General features: G+C 39.3%; 16 protein-coding genes and 1 tRNA gene. All 17 read right to left on the bottom strand.

Annotated features, from left to right (window positions below; genetic code table 11):
• Positions 1 to 88 precede the first annotated feature (88 nt).
• The gene (gene ilvA, locus F601_RS0105070; RefSeq protein WP_018164585.1) at positions 89 to 1,339 is read right to left on the bottom strand and encodes a threonine ammonia-lyase IlvA; all 1,251 of its coding nucleotides are present in this window, start codon (positions 1,337 to 1,339) and stop codon (positions 89 to 91) included.
• 205 nt (positions 1,340 to 1,544) lie between these two features.
• Positions 1,545 to 2,567: a ketol-acid reductoisomerase gene (gene ilvC, locus F601_RS0105065; RefSeq protein ID WP_018164584.1), complete on the bottom strand. Its 1,023-nt coding sequence runs from the start codon at positions 2,565 to 2,567 to the stop codon at positions 1,545 to 1,547.
• Between the two features lie 119 nt (positions 2,568 to 2,686).
• Positions 2,687 to 3,169 (bottom strand): acetolactate synthase small subunit, encoded by a 483-nt coding sequence (gene ilvN, locus F601_RS0105060; protein WP_018164583.1) that lies wholly within the window; start codon positions 3,167 to 3,169, stop codon positions 2,687 to 2,689.
• Positions 3,162 to 4,865, bottom strand: coding sequence for an acetolactate synthase large subunit (locus F601_RS0105055; protein ID WP_018164582.1), 1,704 nt, complete (start codon positions 4,863 to 4,865; stop codon positions 3,162 to 3,164). The genes ilvN and F601_RS0105055 overlap by 8 nt, the downstream gene beginning before the upstream one ends.
• A 136-nt stretch (positions 4,866 to 5,001) precedes the next feature.
• A complete protein-coding gene (gene ilvD, locus F601_RS0105050) occupies positions 5,002 to 6,729 on the bottom strand; it encodes a dihydroxy-acid dehydratase (protein WP_018164581.1) in 1,728 nt (575 codons plus the stop codon).
• Positions 6,730 to 6,983: 254 nt separating this feature from the next.
• The gene (locus F601_RS0105045; RefSeq protein ID WP_018164580.1) at positions 6,984 to 8,651 is read right to left on the bottom strand and encodes a DAK2 domain-containing protein; all 1,668 of its coding nucleotides are present in this window, start codon (positions 8,649 to 8,651) and stop codon (positions 6,984 to 6,986) included.
• On the bottom strand, positions 8,651 to 9,016 hold the full coding sequence (locus F601_RS0105040; RefSeq protein WP_018164579.1) for an Asp23/Gls24 family envelope stress response protein: 366 nt from the start codon (positions 9,014 to 9,016) through the stop codon (positions 8,651 to 8,653). Before F601_RS0105040 ends, F601_RS0105045 begins: the two co-directional genes overlap by 1 nt.
• Before the next feature lie 154 nt (positions 9,017 to 9,170).
• On the bottom strand, positions 9,171 to 9,359 hold the full coding sequence (rpmB, locus tag F601_RS0105035) for a 50S ribosomal protein L28 (protein ID WP_018164578.1): 189 nt from the start codon (positions 9,357 to 9,359) through the stop codon (positions 9,171 to 9,173).
• 214 nt (positions 9,360 to 9,573) lie between these two features.
• Positions 9,574 to 9,659, bottom strand: a tRNA-Leu gene (locus F601_RS0105030).
• A 52-nt stretch (positions 9,660 to 9,711) separates the two neighbouring features.
• Positions 9,712 to 10,641, bottom strand: coding sequence for an alpha/beta hydrolase (locus F601_RS0105025; protein WP_018164577.1), 930 nt, complete (start codon positions 10,639 to 10,641; stop codon positions 9,712 to 9,714).
• Between the two features lie 60 nt (positions 10,642 to 10,701).
• Positions 10,702 to 12,306 (bottom strand): CTP synthase, encoded by a 1,605-nt coding sequence (pyrG, locus tag F601_RS0105020; RefSeq protein WP_018164576.1) that lies wholly within the window; start codon positions 12,304 to 12,306, stop codon positions 10,702 to 10,704.
• Positions 12,307 to 12,507: 201 nt separating this feature from the next.
• Positions 12,508 to 14,361: a proline--tRNA ligase gene (locus tag F601_RS0105015; RefSeq protein WP_074485576.1), complete on the bottom strand. Its 1,854-nt coding sequence runs from the start codon at positions 14,359 to 14,361 to the stop codon at positions 12,508 to 12,510.
• 101 nt (positions 14,362 to 14,462) lie between these two features.
• The gene (gene rseP, locus F601_RS0105010) at positions 14,463 to 15,725 is read right to left on the bottom strand and encodes an RIP metalloprotease RseP (RefSeq protein ID WP_018164574.1); all 1,263 of its coding nucleotides are present in this window, start codon (positions 15,723 to 15,725) and stop codon (positions 14,463 to 14,465) included.
• A 121-nt stretch (positions 15,726 to 15,846) separates the two neighbouring features.
• On the bottom strand, positions 15,847 to 16,641 hold the full coding sequence (locus tag F601_RS0105005; RefSeq protein ID WP_018164573.1) for a phosphatidate cytidylyltransferase: 795 nt from the start codon (positions 16,639 to 16,641) through the stop codon (positions 15,847 to 15,849).
• Positions 16,642 to 16,655: 14 nt separating this feature from the next.
• On the bottom strand, positions 16,656 to 17,408 hold the full coding sequence (gene uppS, locus F601_RS0105000; RefSeq protein WP_018164572.1) for an undecaprenyl pyrophosphate synthase: 753 nt from the start codon (positions 17,406 to 17,408) through the stop codon (positions 16,656 to 16,658).
• A gap of 198 nt (positions 17,409 to 17,606) precedes the next feature.
• Positions 17,607 to 17,963, bottom strand: a complete 357-nt coding sequence (gene yajC / locus F601_RS0104995; protein WP_018164571.1) for a preprotein translocase subunit YajC — start codon at positions 17,961 to 17,963, stop codon at positions 17,607 to 17,609.
• Between the two features lie 103 nt (positions 17,964 to 18,066).
• Positions 18,067 to 18,411 carry a thioredoxin family protein gene (locus tag F601_RS0104990; RefSeq protein ID WP_018164570.1) on the bottom strand — a complete coding sequence of 115 codons (345 nt, stop codon included), beginning with the start codon at positions 18,409 to 18,411 and terminating at the stop codon, positions 18,067 to 18,069.
• Positions 18,412 to 18,414 lie beyond the last annotated feature (3 nt).

Genomic DNA, 18,414 nt, shown 5'->3' with positions numbered 1-18,414 from the left:
CCCAGTCAAGAAAAAACTGTCATCTTAAAAAACATAAGTATCTAGTCATACCAAGGGTTAATGGATGAATCAACCTATTATTCTAGTCTCATACAAGCAGGTTATAAAGGCTTTCATTTCCATGTAAATTAATATAAGATGGGTCAAATTCAGACAGGCGAGAAATCAAAGTTGGATAGTCATTTTTATCGCCAAGAGTGATACCAATTAATACTGGCCCCGTTCCCTTATTAGCACGTTTGATATACTCAAAACGTGTGATATCATCATTTGGTCCCAAGATATTATTCACAAATTCTCTAAGGGCACCTGGACGCTGCGGGAAATTGACCACAAAGTAATGTTTCACCCCATCATAAATAAGGGCACGTTCTTCCATCTCTTGCATGCGGTTGATATCATTGTTACCGCCAGAAATGATACAAACGACTGTTTTACCTTTAATATCGTCCTTCATAACCTCTAAAGCAGCAATTGATGCTGCGCCAGCAGGTTCAGCAATGATACCTTGTTTAGAATACATATCAATTAAAGTCTCGGAAATCAAGCCCTCATCAACTCCAACAAGCTTATCAACATGGCGACGAGCAACTTCATACGTTGTGTCTCCAACTCTTTGAACAGCAATACCATCAGCAAATTTGTCGATTTTTTCGAGTTTTACAGGACGACCTTTGTCAAAGGCTGCACGCATGCTTCTAGCGCCACTTGCCTCAACACCAACAACTTCAATCTCAGGAGCCACATCTTTAATATAAGTTGAAACACCTGAAATCAAACCGCCTCCACCGACAGGAACAAAGATTTGATCAAATACAACCCCATCTTCTTGAGCTTGTTCATAAATTTCATAAGCAACTGTCCCCTGACCTGCCTGAACATTAGCATTATCAAAAGGATCAATAAAAGTCATACCTTCAGCTTTCGTAAATTCTTGAGCTGCTTGAGCAGAGGCATCAAAAGTGTCTCCAACCAATTTAATAGTTACAAAAGGGCCACCAAAAAATTTAACCTGACCAATCTTTTGTTGTGGTGTAGTTACAGGCATAAAGATAGTAGCTGGAATCTTCATCTCATGACAGGTAAAAGCTACACCTTGGGCGTGATTTCCCGCTGAAGCACAAACGACACCACGTTTCTTCTCTTCCTCTGTCAATTCATGAATAGCATAGTAAGCACCGCGAATTTTAAAAGAACGAACTTTTTGCATATTTTCACGTTTCAAATAAACTGTTGCCCCGTATTTTTCAGACAAGTATCGGTCAAAATCTAAAGGCGTACGTTCAACAACATCTTTTAAAACACCATAGGCACGCACAACATCTTTTGCTGTTATCATATATTTACCTTCTTTGTTCAAAATTTTCTGTCTATTTCTAATATTATAACATAATTTAATCCAACTGAGTCTCTGTTTTTTCTATTTTCAGCATTTTCCTGAAAACAGCATATCAATAAATGTAACTAAGATTCACCTCACAACAAAAAGGGCTTTCGCCCTTTTCTTATCCAATCCAAAATTAGGAATGGTTGTTTATTATCTATTAGTTATAGATTTTGAATGCATCATCATCGTTTTGACCAACGAATGGCATTGCTTTACGAAGTTCAGCACCAACTTTTTCAATTTCAAGGTCAGCGGCTGCTGCACGGTATGCTTCAAGTTTTGGACGACCAGCTTTGTAGTCGTTAACGAAATCATCAGCGAATTTACCTGATTGGATGTCAGCAAGTACACCTTTCATGTTTTCTTTCACTTGTTCAGTGATAACACGTGGACCTGAAACGTAGTCACCAAATTCAGCAGTGTTTGAAATTGATTGACGCATTTTCTTGAAACCACCTTCGTAACAAAGGTCAACGATAAGTTTCATTTCATGAAGAACTTCGAAGTATGCCAATTCTGGAGCATAACCAGCTTCTGTAAGAACTTCGAAACCAGCTTGGATAAGAGCAGTCAAACCACCACAAAGAACTGCTTGTTCACCGAACAAATCTTCTTCAGTTTCTTCTTTAAATGTTGTTTCCATCAAACCAACGCGAGCTGATCCAACACCTTTAGCCCACGACATCGCGATGTCTTTAGCATTTCCAGTAGCATCTTGGTAAACAGCGTAAAGTGCTGGTACACCAAAACCTTCTGTGTAAGTACGACGAACAAGGTGACCAGGACCTTTAGGAGCACACATGAAGACGTCAACAGATTCTGGAGCTTTGATATAACCAAAATGAATGTTGAAACCATGAGCAAAACCAAGTGCATTACCAGCTTCAAGGTTTGGTGCAACTTCTGCTGCATAAACGTCAGCTTGGATTTCGTCTGGAGCCAAAATCATGATAACGTCAGCCAATTTAGTAGCTTCTGCTACTTCATAAGTGTCAAAACCATCTTCTTTAGCTTTGTCAAATGATTTACCAGCACGTACACCGATGATGACATCATAACCTGAATCACGCAAGTTTTGTGCGTGAGCATGTCCTTGTGAACCGTATCCGATTACGGCAATTTTTTTGCCTGCAAGTGCATCAACTTTAACGTCTTTTTCGTATTCCATTGTTACTGCCATAGTATATGTATCTCTTTTCTAATAAAATATATTCTACTCTTGAAAAATCACCCGATAGGTAAATTCATAAGTATTAAAATCTGCCATTAGGGCAAGGATTAACTAAAATTAGGGGCGGATTAAGAGAAATCTCTCGAGAATCCAGTTGCTCCAGTACGAGCTAAGTTTTGGATGCCGTAAGGTTTGACAACTCGAATCAGAGCTTCAATCTTATCGGCGTCACCAGTCACCTGAATAGTGATTGATTTTGGTGCAACGTCAACAACGCTTGCGCGGAAAGGCTGAATGACGGCCAAAATTTCTGCACGTTTGCTTGTTGGAGCGGACAATTTAACCAAAATAACTTCTCGTTCCAAGTGAGGAATATCGGTAATATCGCGAACTCGTATAACATCAATCAAGCGATTAAGCTGTTTGATGATAAGTTCTACCTCTTCCAAAGTATCGACATCAATAATGATTGTGATACGTGAAATATCAGGATCAACCGTATGTCCAACCGAGATAGACTCGATATTAACTTGACGACGAGAAAGAACACCCGTGAAACGGTTCAATACACCTGTTGAGTTTTTCAGTTTTGCTGTTAACATTCTACGCATTAAACTTCACCCCCAACATTTCTGCATTTGATTTTCCTGATGGTACCATCGGATAAACATGTTCACGGTTGGAAATGTTAATCTCAATCAGCATTGGTCGATTTTCAGTAATAACTTTAAGGTCTTCTTCCAAAGTATTTGGATTTGAAAACTTATAATGAGCAATTCCATAGGCTTCTGCCATTAATTGGAAATTTGGTTCATCATCAAAAGTAGATTCTGAACGATGCTCATCATAGAAAGACTCTTGCCACTGACGAACCATACCAAGTGAGTGATTGTTTATCAAAACAACCTTGATTGGTACACCATAACCATTGAGAATCGCTAATTCTTGGTTAGTCATTTGGAAACCACCATCCCCTACAAAGAGGATAACTTCCTTATCGGGATTAGCTAGTTTGGCACCGACTGCTGCCGGAATACCAAATCCCATAGTTCCAAGACCTCCAGATGTGACAATCTGACGTTCATACTTGTATGGATAGAATTGGGCAGCCCACATTTGATGTTGTCCAACGTCTGTAACAACGATAGCTTCACCGTCTGTAATCTTACCAATTGTTTCAATAGCGTGTTGTGGTTTGATGATGTTTTCATCAAAGTCATAACCAAATGGAGCTTTTGCCTTATTAGCCAAGACATGTTCAGTCCATTCTCCATGACGTGTTTTAACAGTTTCAGTCTCAAGTAAAATTTGCAGAGCTTTCTTAGCATCACCAACGATTGGAATTTGTGTTTTGACAACTTTACCAATTTCAGCTGGATCAATATCCACATGGGCAACTATTGCATGTTTAGCAAAGGTTGCTGGATTTCCTGTCAATCTGTCCGCAAAACGTGAACCAAAATTAATCATGAAATCAGCTTCGCTCATTGCCATATTAGCCGCATAAGAACCGTGCATACCACCCATTCCTAGAGATAATGGATGTTCAATAGGCATCACACCGAGACTTAATAGAGTTGATACTACTGGAATGTTATAACGTTCCGCAAATGCAACCAACTCCTCAGAAGCACCTGAATAGTTAGCACCACCGCCGGCAATGATAACCGGCTTCTTAGACTTCTTAAGTTGAGTCAAAATTTTCTGAACCTGAAGAGTGTTAGGCTCAACTGTTGGCTGATAACTTGGAATGTTGACCGTAGGGTCGTTATAATGAGTCGTTTTAGCTTCAGAAACGTCTTTTGGAAGGTCAATAACAACTGGACCAGGACGTCCTGTTGTCGCAATATGAACAGCTTCAGTAATAATACGAGGAATGTCAGTGACATGACGAACTTGATAGTTATACTTGGTAATTGGCATTGTGATACCAATGATATCCGCCTCTTGAAAGGCATCTTTACCAATACCAGGAGTCGTCACCTGACCTGTGAAAACAAGCATTGGAACGCTATCGCTCATACCATCTGTAATTCCTGTAATAGCGTTTGTTGCTCCCGGACCAGATGTTACCAAAGCAACACCAATTTTACCAGTTGACTTAGCATAGCCTTCTGCTTCATGGACCGCACCTTGCTCATGTCGAGCTAAAATGTGGCGAATACCTTTAAAGCTATAAATGGCATCATATAAAGGAAGGACACTACCACCAGGATAACCGAAGATTGTTTCAACACCTAAATTTGCTAAAGTTTCAAGCACTAGGTCTGATCCTGTTTTTGCTTCTTTTAATTTAATCTGCTTCACAAGCTCCTCCTTTTCAATTATATTTCGAATTATCAAAAAATTCAAAAAGCTTGTATCTATGATAACATTTTTTAAAAATAAAGCAAGTAGATGAAGGCATTAATCTTCATTATTACTTGCTTTTTTATTTATTATTTTATTTACTAGCTTTTTCTGCAGCTTCACGCTCAGCTTTGCGTTCTTGGAATTCTTCTTCTGTCATCATTGAGCCACCGAAGTTAGCTGATGAAGCAAAGTGAGTATAACGACGTAGCCAGCCACTTGAAATTTTAGACTTAAATGGTTTGAGACCTTTGCGACGCTCTGCCAATGTCGCATCATCAACCATCAAATCAATGGTACGGTTTGGAAGGTCGATAACAATTTCATCGCCATCTTCAATAAGAGCGATATTTCCTCCCTCAGCAGCTTCAGGCGAAACGTGACCAATGGCAATACCACGTGTAGCACCTGAGAAGCGTCCGTCTGTGATAAGGGCAACATCTTTACCAAGACCACGACCTACAATCTTAGATGTCGGTGCAAGCATTTCTGGCATACCAGGTCCACCTTGAGGGCCTTCATAACGAATAACCACAACGTGTCCCTTTTGAACAGTTCCATTGTCAATCAACTCAAGAGCTTCATCTTGAGAGTCACAACAGATAGCCTTACCACGGAAAGTTGTTACTGATGGATCAACTCCTCCGACCTTGATAACAGAACCATCTTGGGCAATGTTACCATAGAGGATTGACAATCCTCCAACTGGTGAGATTGGGTCTTCAATTGGATGGATGATTTCTTTATCTTTGATTTCAGCGCCAGCCACATTTTCCTTAAGCGTCTTACCAGTTACCGTAATGCGGTCACCCTTGATAGAACCCTTTTTAATCAATTGGTTAATGATAGCTGGAACACCGCCTGCTTCATGAACGTCATGCATGGTGTAAACACTTGACGGCGCAATTTTAGAAAGGTAAGGTGTTTTCTTAGCAATTTCGTTAATGTCTTTAAGATCGTATTCGATACCAGCTTCACGCGCGATGGCCAAAGTATGAAGAACAGTGTTTGTTGAACCACCCATAGCCATATCAAGGGCAAAAGCATCATCAATAGCTTCTTTAGTGATGATATCACGTGGTTTCAAGTCATTCTTGATATTATCCATCAAATGTTTTGCAGCTTGACGAACCAATTCGCGACGAGCATCAGAAACAGCCAAAGTTGTTCCATTTCCTGGCAAGGCCAAGCCCATCACTTCCATGAGACAGTTCATTGAGTTGGCAGTAAACATACCTGAACATGAACCACAAGTTGGACAGGCATTTTGCTCCAAGAAGTCTAGTTCTTGTTTAGTCATATCACCAGCTTGGTAAGTACCCACAGCTTCAAAGAGGCTAGAAAGGGTTGCTTGGTGACCAGTCATGTCAACTCCACCCTTCATAGGCCCACCTGAACAGAATACTGCAGGGACATTGGTACGCATAGCTGCCAAAATCATACCTGGTGTGATTTTGTCACAGTTAGGGATGTAGAAAACACCGTCAAACCAGTGAGCATTGATAACAGTCTCAGCAGCATCAGCGATGATCTCACGAGATGGAAGACTGTAACGCATCCCAATATGGCCCATGGCAATACCATCATCTACACCAATTGTATTAAATTCAAAAGGAATACCACCCATCTCACGGATAGCTTCTTTAGCAATATCTGCAAGCTCACGCAAGTGTACGTGACCCGGTACAATGTCAATATATGAATTACAAATAGCAATAAATGGTTTTTGCATATCGCGAGCTGATTTTACTTGACCAGTTGCATACAGCAAACCACGGTGAGGTGCCTTATCAACACCTAATTTGATCATATCACTTCTCATCGTTTTTTAACTCCTCACACATTCAATCTTACACTCTATGTTAACATTTTCTGAGCCAAAGTCAAGAAATTTTCAGAAAATTTCGTATATAGATTTTATTGTGATAATTGCAGCTTTTGAACCTGCTTTCTGTTGATAATTTAGGAAAAATAGCAGAGCTAAATACTCTCAGAATTAATGTTTTCAAACTCATGCTTCTAGAATTAAAAAACCGCCTCAGCTAAAAAACTGAAACGATTTCTTCTATTATAATGTTATTCAACACTCATCAAGTAAGGGTAGACTGGTTGATCTCCTTGGTGGATTTCAGCTTCTACGTCGTCATAAGTATCTTCAAGATAGTCAGCGATTTCTTGAGCCAAGTCTTGGTCTCCATCTTCACCAACGTAGATTGTTACGATTTCGCTGTCTCCATCAATCATCTTAGCAAAAGTTTCTTTGAGAGTAGTCGTCATATCAGGGTTTGATACCACGATTTTACCGTCAACCATACCAAGATTATCATTTTCATGAATATCCAAACCATCAATAGTTGTATCACGAACTGCAAGAGTTACACTACCACTTACGACATCTGATAGACTTGCAGTCATAGCTTCAAAGTTTTCTTCAAGACTGTTTGATGGATCAAAAGCAAGTAAGCTTGTAAATCCTTGAGGAACAGTACGTGTTTCAACTACTGCAGCTGGAATGTCCACTACGTCAGCAGCTGATTGAGCTGCCATAAAGATATTTTTATTGTTTGGCAAGATAATGACATTTTTAGCATTTACAGCTTCAATTGCTTTGACGATATCTTCTGTTGATGGGTTCATGGTTTGACCACCTGAAATGATGTAGTCAACGCCTTGTGACTTGAAGATTTCAGCAAGTCCATCCCCTGCAACAACAGCAATCAAACCAAAGTCTTTTGCTTCTTGAACTGGTTCTGGAGCGCCAGCTTCTTTTTCAAGAACGGCTTCGTGCTGACCACGCATGTTGTCAACTTTAACCTTGATTAGGGCACCATATTTAAGACCTTCTTGCATAACAAGACCTGGATCTTCTGTATGGACGTGAACTTTTACAATTTCATCGTCATTGACAACGAGAAGTGAGTCCCCAAGTCCAGACAAATATCCTTGGAATTCTTCATAGTTGAACTCTTTAACATAAGTTGGGCCTTGACCAAGTGCAACCATGATTTCTGTACAGTAACCAAATGTGATATCTTCTGTTGCAACGTGACCTGCCACTGACTTGTGGTGTTCAGCGTTAATCATTTCGGACATAACAGCTGGTGTTACTTGAAACTCTTCTGAAGCGATGTACTCTCCAGTAAGAGCTGACAAGAAACCTTCATAAATGAAGACAAGTCCTTGGCCACCTGAATCGACAACACCAACTTCTTTCAAAACTGGAAGCATATCTGGTGTTTTAGCCAAAGCACGTTTAGCACCTTCAAGTGCTGCACGCATAACTTCTGTAGCGTCATCAGTTTCTTCAGCTTTTTTAATGGCAGCTGTTGCAGCACCGCGAGATACTGTCAAGATTGTCCCTTCAACTGGTTTCATGACTGCTTTATAAGCAACTTCAACACCAGACTGGAAGGCATGAGCTAGGTCTTTACCGTCTAACTCAGTCTTATCTTTGATAGATTGACCAAAACCACGGAAAAGTTGTGATGTAATAACACCTGAGTTTCCGCGAGCTCCCATCAAGACACCTTTAGACAAGATTTGTCCCACTTGACCAACTGTATTAGCTGGTTTGTCTGCAACTTCTTTAGCACCATTGTCCATGGTCATGCTCATGTTAGTTCCAGTATCTCCATCTGGAACTGGAAAGACATTAAGCGAGTTAACATATTCTGCCTGTTTACCAAGACGGGTAGCAGCTGCTTGCACCATTTCTTGGAATAAACTTGTTGTAATATTTGACACTAGTTTTCTCCTACAACTTTAATATTTTGAACGTAAACATTCACCATATCAGCAGTTAGGCCGAGCTGATTTTCAAGATTAAATTTCACGCGTTCTTGGATGTTTTTTGATACTTCAGAGATTTTAACACCGTATGACATCACTGTATAGACATCAACAGAAATCCCTGTTTCAGTTGCTTTGACAACAACACCTTTAGCATAGTTTTCACGGCGCAATAGAGCCTGAACATTATCTCGAATAGCACTTTTACTTGCCATACCGACAACGCCAAAAATTTCTGTTGCTGAACCACCAACGACAGTTGCAATAACGTCATCTGATAGCTCAATCTGACCATCTTTTGTATTAATTTTTACAGTCATAGTTGACTACCTCTCAAGTTTTTATCACTCTATTCTATCATATCTTAGCCGTCTTGTAAAAAAATATAGGCATTTGAAAGCGCGAACCCGTTATTTTAACGTTTTCATATTTTTTCAAAACAAACAAAAAAGCCTGTTGAGAGGCTTTTGGTTTTTATACGCGTTCTACTTTACCAGATTTAAGCGCACGAGCTGATGCCCAAACTTTTTTAGGTTTTCCATCGATAAGAACAGTTACTTTTTGAAGATTTGGTTTAACTGTACGTTTTGTTTGGTTCATTGCGTGTGAGCGGTTGTTTCCTGATACAGTTTTACGACCTGTAAAATAACAAACTTTAGCCATGATTATCTGCGTCCTCCTGCTTAGATTAAGGGTGTATAACACCACATACCATAAAATTTTAACACATTAAACAGGAATAAGCAAGATAAATCTATCAAGAAAATCAAATAAACTTTGCTTCTTCCTCTAAAATGCTAAACCTGCCTGAAAATCATATTATCTGAATTACTATCAGGCATTAAAAAACCGAGCCCTTGGCTAGGCTCGGTTACGATGCGGAGAGTGGGACTTGAACCCACACGGCCTAAAGCGGCCACAGGATCCTTAGTCCTGCGCGTCTGCCAATTCCGCCATCCCCGCTGTTCCTTAACAACATAAATTATTATATCAGGTGGTAGGAACGATGTCAACACTATTTTTCACTTTTTTTCAAAAAATTTGAAATTGTTTCTCGGTAGGTTTCAGGGTCTGTTTCAAAGGATTTGGCATGTTTTGCACCTTTAACAATATAAAGCTCTTTGTATCCTTGTGTAGCTTTATAATTATCATAAACCATGTCTGTTGGAACAAACTTATCTGCATCACCATGAATGAAGAGAACAGGAAGATTATTTTTCTTTAATTGCTCTACGCTACTTGCTTGACCATATGAGAAACCTGCTCTAATTTTTGATAGCGCAGATACTTCATAAAGAATTGGGAAAGCTGGTAGATCATACATATCTTTAGCCTGGTACTTCAGTTCTTCCCAGACGCTGTTATAGCCACAATCTTCTATTATATTGACAACTTGTTTAGGTAGTTCTTTCTCCCCACTTGCCATCATAACAGTTGCTGCTCCCATTGAAAGACCAAAAAGTGTGATTTGGCTTGAAGGATTTTTATCTACTAATAGCTCTGCCCATTTTACAAGATTCAAACGGTCATTCCAACCGTATCCAATGATACGACCTTGACTGTCTCCATGAGCCATATTATCTGGCATCAGGACATTATACCCCAAATCATGGAAAAGCCATGCATAAGGTTTCATATCTTCCTTGCTACTGACAAAACCATGAACAACAATAACAGTCTTGTCTGTTTCTTTATCAGCCGGCACATACCAAGCAACTTGATTTAGGCCTTGGTTAGTCATTTGAAGAGTTGTTTTTTCTAGACTGTCAAAATATTGCTCATAAACATAGAGCGGGTTGTCTTTCTTTCTTGATGAGCTGTTGATAAAGGATTTGTCTTCTCGGATTTGAGCAACACGGAAGAAGTAAAAACTTGCGCCAAGAGATATTAAAAAGGCAATCAAAATAAGAAAAGGTATTAACTTTGATAATCGAATCTTTTTCATACCCTGTATTTTACAGCAATTTATTAAAAAAAGAAATAGCCTAAACTATTTCTTTCTTAATTATTTATGATTTTCGACTGCTGCAGTAATAAATGCCGTGTAGAGTTCTTCTGGACGATTTGGACGGCTATGAAGCTCTGGATGATATTGTGCAGCTACAAAGAATTTCTTATCTGGTAACTCGACAACTTCCATCAAGCGATTATCGGGTGAAACACCTGAGAATACAAAACCAGCTTCTTCAAATTGTTGACGGAATTTTGTATTGAATTCATAACGATGGCGATGACGACGTTGTACAACTTCTTGGTTATTATAGGCAGCCGCCACCTTAGAACCTGGTTTCAATTTACATGGATAAAGTCCAAGTCGGAGTGTTCCTCCCATATCCTCAATATCAATTTGATCACGCATGATATCAATAATTGGGTAGTTGGTTTCAGGATTAAGTTCTGCTGAATTTGCACCTTCCATGTTAAGCACATTGCGGGCAAATTCGACACAGGTTAATTGCATTCCTAGACAAATCCCTAGCATAGGAACATCATTTTCACGTGCGTAGCGAATTGCTTGAATCTTTCCTTCTGTACCACGTTGTCCAAAGCCACCTGGGACAATAATTCCATCTGCATCGCTTAGAAGCTCTGCTGCATTTTCCTCAGTCACATCATTAGCATTAACCCATTTAAGGTCAATGGCTGAGTTATTAACGTAACCTGAATGTTTAAGTGCCTCTACCACTGACAAGTAAGCATCAGGCAATTCGACATATTTACCTACTAAGGCTATTTTTGTTGTCTTTTTGAGGTTAAGTACTTTATCAACCATTGCTGACCATTCTGTCATATTTGCTGCCGGCGCATCCAATTTCAAGTGATCACAAACAATTTGGTCCATCCCTTGTGCCTGCATATTAAGCGGTACTTGATAAATATGCTCAACATCCATTGATTCAATGACAGCCTCTGGAGCTACATCACAGAATTGTGCCAATTTATTTTTAATCCCTTGATCTACGGGTTGCTCGGTACGAATAACCAACATATTAGGTTGAATTCCTAAACCTCGTAATTCTTTAACTGAATGTTGCGTAGGTTTCGTTTTCATTTCGCCTGCTGCTTTCAAATATGGAAGAAGCGTAGTGTGGATATACATGACATTTTCGGCACCAACATCAGCTTTCATTTGACGGAGCGCCTCCAAGAACGGCAAACTTTCGATATCACCAACTGTTCCCCCAACTTCAGTAATAATAACATCAGAGTCTGTTGTTGATGCTGCTCGCTTGATTTTGTCTTTCAATGCATCTGTAATATGAGGAATAACTTGTACCGTTGCTCCTAAATATTCTCCTTTACGTTCTTTTCGGAGAACTTCACTGTAGATTTTCCCTGTCGTTACATTTGAATACTGATTAAGATTGATATCAATAAAACGCTCGTAATGTCCCAAGTCAAGGTCAGTCTCTGCACCATCGTCTGTCACATAGACTTCACCATGCTGATAAGGGCTCATAGTCCCCGGATCAATGTTAATATAAGGATCAAATTTTTGAATTGTTACTTTAAGACCTCGATTTTTTAGCAATCTCCCCAGGCTCGCTGCCACAATACCTTTACCGATAGATGATACTACTCCGCCTGTTACAAAAATGTATTTTGTCATATTGACCTCCATGATTCGTGGCTCGGATAAAAGCCACATTCTTCAATTTAAATCTGGGAGAAAAAACAAAAATAGCTCCCTGTTTCCAGGAAGCTTTTTAATCTGACCTCGAATGAGGTGCCCAAACAAAACTATAAACTAAGTTTATCAATTTGTCAAATATTATTTTTAATCATTTGGACAGCCTTCACTCAATCATGTTTAGTTTTTTGTTAAGATTTCTAATGTTTCTAGAAGGTTTTCTGCGTTAACTTCAATACTGTCGCCAGTTGCTTTAATTTTAACTTCGACAATACCTTCGTTTGCTTTTTTACCAACGGTAACACGAATTGGAAGTCCGATAAGATCGCTATCAGAAAATTTAGAACCGACACGCTCGTTGCGATCGTCTGTCAACACTTCATACCCTTTAGACATCAAGTCAGCTTCGATTTGAGCTGTCAATGCTTGTGCTTCATCATCTTTAGTGTTAACAGTAATCAAATGTACATCAAATGGCGCTAATTCTTTAGGGAAGTTAATACCCCATGCAAATTTGAAGTCACCTTTTGGTGTTTTGTTAACAAAGAGGCGGGCGTGTTGCTCGATAACAGCTGACAAGATACGACTTACTCCGATACCATAGCATCCCATTACCATAGGAACAGCTCTGCCATTTTCATCAAGAATAGTTGCTCCCATGCTATCTGAATAGCGCGTGCCCAATTTGAAGATATGACCAATTTCAATACCGCGAGCAAATTTAAGAACTCCTTGACCATCTGGAGAGATTTCTCCCTCTTTAACTTCACGAATATCAACATATTCTGCTTGGAAGTCACGTCCTGGGTTAACACCAGTCAAGTGGAAGCCGTCTTCATTAGCACCAACAACTGCATTGGCAATATCTTGAACTTTACGGTCCGCAACAATGCGAATATCCTCAGAAAGTCCAACTGGTCCAAGTGAACCGAAGTTAGCACCGAAGACTTTCACAGCATCTTCTTCACTTGCTGGATCCAGGAAGTCTGCTCCCAAGAAGTTTTTAAGTTTAACATCATTAACTTGATCATTACCAACGAGGAGGGCAACAACTGGTTTTTCATCAGCGATGAAGAGGAGGGTTTTAATAGTTTGTTCTTCAGAAACATTTAAAAATTCAGCAACTTCATCGATAGTCTTACTGTTTGGTGTTTCAACTTTGACTACTTCTTCTTGAGCGACAACCTTAGTTGAAGGTTTGTACTCATTTGTAGCCATTTCTAGGTTGGCAGCGTAGCTTGATTCTGTTGAATAAGCAACTGTATCTTCACCTGAAACTAGCCATGCATTAAGCTCAGCTTTAATTTGATCAAGTACTTCTGTTGGAATCTCTTCAACTGAAGCAATTGATTTATCAAGGACAAGCCAACGATCAAGGTCTGTACGATCTGGTGTGATAGCCATAAATTCTTGAGAATCTTTACCACCCATAGCTCCGCCATCACCGATGATACCTTTGAAATCAAGACCAGCACGAGTAAAGATAGCTTCGTATGCTTTACGATAATCTTCATAAGTTACATCAAGATCTTGATAATCTTTATGGAAGCTGTAACCATCTTTCATGATAAATTCACGTGTACGCAAGAGTCCGTTACGTGGGCGCTTTTCATCACGATATTTAGATTGGATTTGGTAAAGGTTAAGTGGCAATTGTTTGTAAGACTTAACAGCATCACGCACCAACATCGTGAAAGTTTCTTCATGAGTTGGACCAAGGATGAAATCTGATTGATCACGGTTCTTAAGTTTATAAAGGTCTTCGCCATAAGTTTCGTAACGACCTGATTCACGCCAAAGATCTGCAGTTAAAAGTGCTGGTGCCAGCATTTCAACTGCACCGATTTTGTCAAATTCTTCACGCATAATCGTTTTGAATTTTTCAATAACACGGTTTGCCAATGGTAGGTAAGCATAAATACCTGCTGAAACTTGACGGACATAACCAGCACGCATCATAAGGGCGTGACTAATTACTTGAGCATCGCTTGGCATCTCGCGAAGCGTTGGAATAAGCATTTTACTTTGCTTCATTATTATTACATTACAAGGTTAATCCTTTATAACCCTGTATTCCTTTCATTTCAATTAACTATTTTTAAAAATTATTCTTACTTTTAGTGTTTATCAAAGATTTAGAAGAAAACTCTCATAATATCATTCCAAGTCACAGCTATCATCAAGACCACCATGATAACAACACCAAATAAAGTGATGTAAGTTTCTGTCTCTTGTTTAAGTGGTTTGCGACGGATAAGTTCGATGAAATTAATCAAAATCTTACCACCGTCCAGAGCAGGAATAGGAATGAGGTTAAAGATACCCAAGTTCATAGATAACATAGCCATCAACATCAAAACATCTTCAATACCATTCTGTGCTGCTTGATTTGACATTTGATACATAGCCACTGGGCCACCTAATTTATCTAAACTAAATTGGGCAATGAGATTCTTCAAGGCAGTGATAATTGCAGTTGCAGAACGCCATGCATAAACAAAACCACCAGTTACTTTATCCAAAAAACCAGTTTTAAGCCCCGGCATGACACCAACATAGAATCTACCTTCTTGCTCAATAGGCTTCACACTCAAGGTTTTACTGGTCCCATCTGATGTTTCAACAACAACTTCTAGTTCATCCCCTTGTGAAATATCTGCTGTCGCTTTATCAACAGCTTCAGTCAAGTCAGCCCAGTTTGAGACTTTATAACCTTCAATCTCCAGAACACGATCACCTGATACCACACCAGCTGCCGCCATAGCTCCATCATTCGTAACCTGAACAGCGTTGGTTGTCTCATCTTGAACACCGCCTTGTAAGAAGACTAGAAGGATAAATACAAAGGTCCCGAGAATGAAATTATTCATTGGACCAGCAAAGTTGGTAATCAGACGGCCCCAAATAGTTGCATTTTGATATTGAACATCTAGTGGAGCTATACGAATCTCTGTACCATCTTCTTCTACTATTGTAGCATCATGACTCACAGGAAAGGTCTTTGTCTCATCAATAACAAGACCTGTAATTTCAAGTGTATCTTCTAAGTCATATGTCAGAACATTCATCGGAAGACTAGTCATATCCAGCTGTTTTTTAGACAAGTTTATCCGAGTAACTTGTCCTTCTGCATTCAAAGACAAACTAGCAGGCGTACCGGTCTTAATTTCAGTGGTGTCATCTCCCCATCCTGCCATACGAACATAGCCACCCAAAGGGAGAATACGTACTGTATAAACTGTACCTTCTTTATCAGTATGAGAGAAAATTTTAGGTCCCATACCAATTGCGAATTCTCGCACTAAGATACCTGATTTTTTAGCAAAATAGAAGTGTCCAAATTCATGGACCAGCACTAAAATTCCAAATATAATGATAAAGGTTAAAATACCTAGCATGAATTTCCTTTCCAGTATTTAAACAAGCAATTATTGTCACATTTTTCCGAGCTTGCCTAATACACTCCAATCAAAGCATTGCAGAAAAATTCACCTTGCAATACTTTCGTAGGCTGTTAGCTTAAAACAGGCCAAATAGATGCATAATTGGGAAAACAAAAATCATGCTGTCGAAGCGATCTAAAACGCCACCATGACCTGGTATCAATTTTCCAGAATCTTTGACACCAAAATGACGCTTAATGGCACTTTCAACTAGATCACCAAATTGACCAAAAACACTAAACAGCGCTACCAAGACTAACATTACAAGGAAATTATGAGGAGCATAAACAGTTTTATCGAAAGCCATAAAGATAGCCCCTACGACCATAGCTGATAGGATTCCTCCTAAACTTCCCTCAATAGTCTTATTAGGTGAAACACTTGGCAATAATTTATGTTTACCAAATTGCTTACCAATCATGTAGGCACCAATATCAGTCGCCCAGACAATAAAGAGGGCCAAGATAACCTTATTCAAGCCATCCATGCGTGCAGTCACCAAGTTATGGAAACCAATTCCCACATAGAGACTAGCTGCAATTGGAAAGCTAGCATCATCAAATGAATAAGCACTGCTATTGATAACAGTTCCAGCCAAGAGTAAGAATACTACCAAACCAAAAGCTGCAAAACTAGAATCGATAGGAAGGAAAGTTAAGTAATTGTCAAGCGGAACAGTGAGCACAAATGCCCCTAGCATAGCTAGAACACCTTCAAATGAAAAGAATTCTAAGCCTTTCATGCGTAGCATTTCAGCAACACCAATCATAGCTAGCAGCCCTACAAAAAATTGAAACGATAATCCTCCCAAAATCAAAAAGGGAAGGAAAACAGCGAGGGCTATCGCACCCCAAATCACACGTTGTTGCATAAGTTTCCTCTTTTCTAGACCCCACCAAATCGACGGTGACGGCGGTTGTACTCCGTAATAGCCTCAATTAAGCCGTCTTTTTTGAAATCAGGCCACAATGTAGGTGTAAAGTAGAACTCACTGTAAGCCGATTGCCAAGGGAGAAAATTACTGAGACGTAGTTCCCCACTAGTACGAATAATCAGATCAGGATCACGATACAGATATGGGAGACTGTGAGTCATTAGATAATTGGCAATGAGGTCCTCTGTAATATCACCAGGATTCAATTTGGCATCTAAAACATCTTGGGCAATCTCTTTAACCGCACTCGTAATTTCAGCACGACCGCCATAATTCAATGCAAAGTTAAGGATGAGACCAGAATTATGCTTCGTTTTCTCACGCGCACGTTCCATAGCCTCAAATGTATCCTTAGGAAGACGACTTGTCTCTCCAATCACTTGGACACGGACGTTATTTTTATGAAGCTCAGGAACATATTTATCAAAAAACTCAACAGGTAGGTTCATGATAAACTTGACTTCATCTTGCGGTCGAGTCCAGTTTTCTGTTGAGAAAGCATAAACGGTCAGCACTTTAACACCTAACTCTGATGCTGCAATGGTTACTTCTTGAAGAGCATCCATCCCCGCTTTATGTCCCATAACACGTGGCTGCATCCGTTTCTTAGCCCAACGACCATTACCATCCATGATAATACCGATATGATTTGGAATCTTGTCCAAAGTCACGGATTGCTCTTTTTTCTTAAATAAATTTAGCATAAAAATCCTTAAAAAGTTACTATTCTCTTTATTTTACCACATTTTAATGTCAAATAAAATAAATTTTATAACAGTCTAACTCTGCTTGAACGTGAAAAAATCAGATGGCTAACCACCTGATTTCACACCTAAATGTTTCTATATTAAAATGAAAACCAAAAAGAGCTACAGATGCTTGATTTTGATTTTCAGATAGCCCTAGTTTTCTTCAATTGCTGAATCTGAAGAATCATCTGCTTCAACAGATGCATCTTCCTGAACCTCAACAACTTCTTCTGCAACAGTCGTTACAGCTTGGTCCGCTTTAGTAACAACAGTTTTAATTGCTGATAACTCAAATGTCAAATAGACACCGTCAACGTCCAAGACAATCTTTTTAGCCGCTACATCCACTTCGTCAACGATGGCATACATTCCACCGATCGTGATGATTTCATCACCTTTTTGAATAGCATTTAATTGATTTTGACGTGTTTCAGCTTGTTTTTTTTGCTGACGTTGCATGAACCAGATCATTCCACCCATAACAACCAGCATAATTAGCATTGATGGCATTTTAGTCTTCCTCCAAATTTTTAAAAGTCAAATCTTACTATACCAAAATTAGGCTTAGATAGCAAGAAAAGACTGATAAAATCAGCCTTCTCTGCATTTATAATTAAGATATAAAGTCTTCAATGTCATCTAGCGACAAGGAAGAATCACAAACAACTTTAGCAGCGCCATTTTCAGCCACGAAAAGTGCTGGGACAGTGGCAATCCCATAACGTTTACGAAAGACTTGAATATCCTCAGCCTGACTCCAATCTTGACTGTTAATATAGGCAATTTTTGCGCCTGATTCTTTTGCTACAACACTTAGTTTTGGAACAAAGCGTTGACAAAATGGGCAAGTAGGATAGCCCATAAAAAGGATAAATTTAGCTTCACTAGCAATACGCTCACGCGCTTGAGCAACTGTAATTGGTTCAAAACCACTAACGGCTTCTTCATATCTTGTCATAAC

The sequence above is a fragment of the Streptococcus henryi DSM 19005 genome (genome assembly GCF_000376985.1).
GTDB classification, from domain to species: Bacteria; Bacillota; Bacilli; order Lactobacillales; family Streptococcaceae; genus Streptococcus; species Streptococcus henryi.
This window is presented reverse-complemented; position numbering and strand designations above follow the sequence as displayed.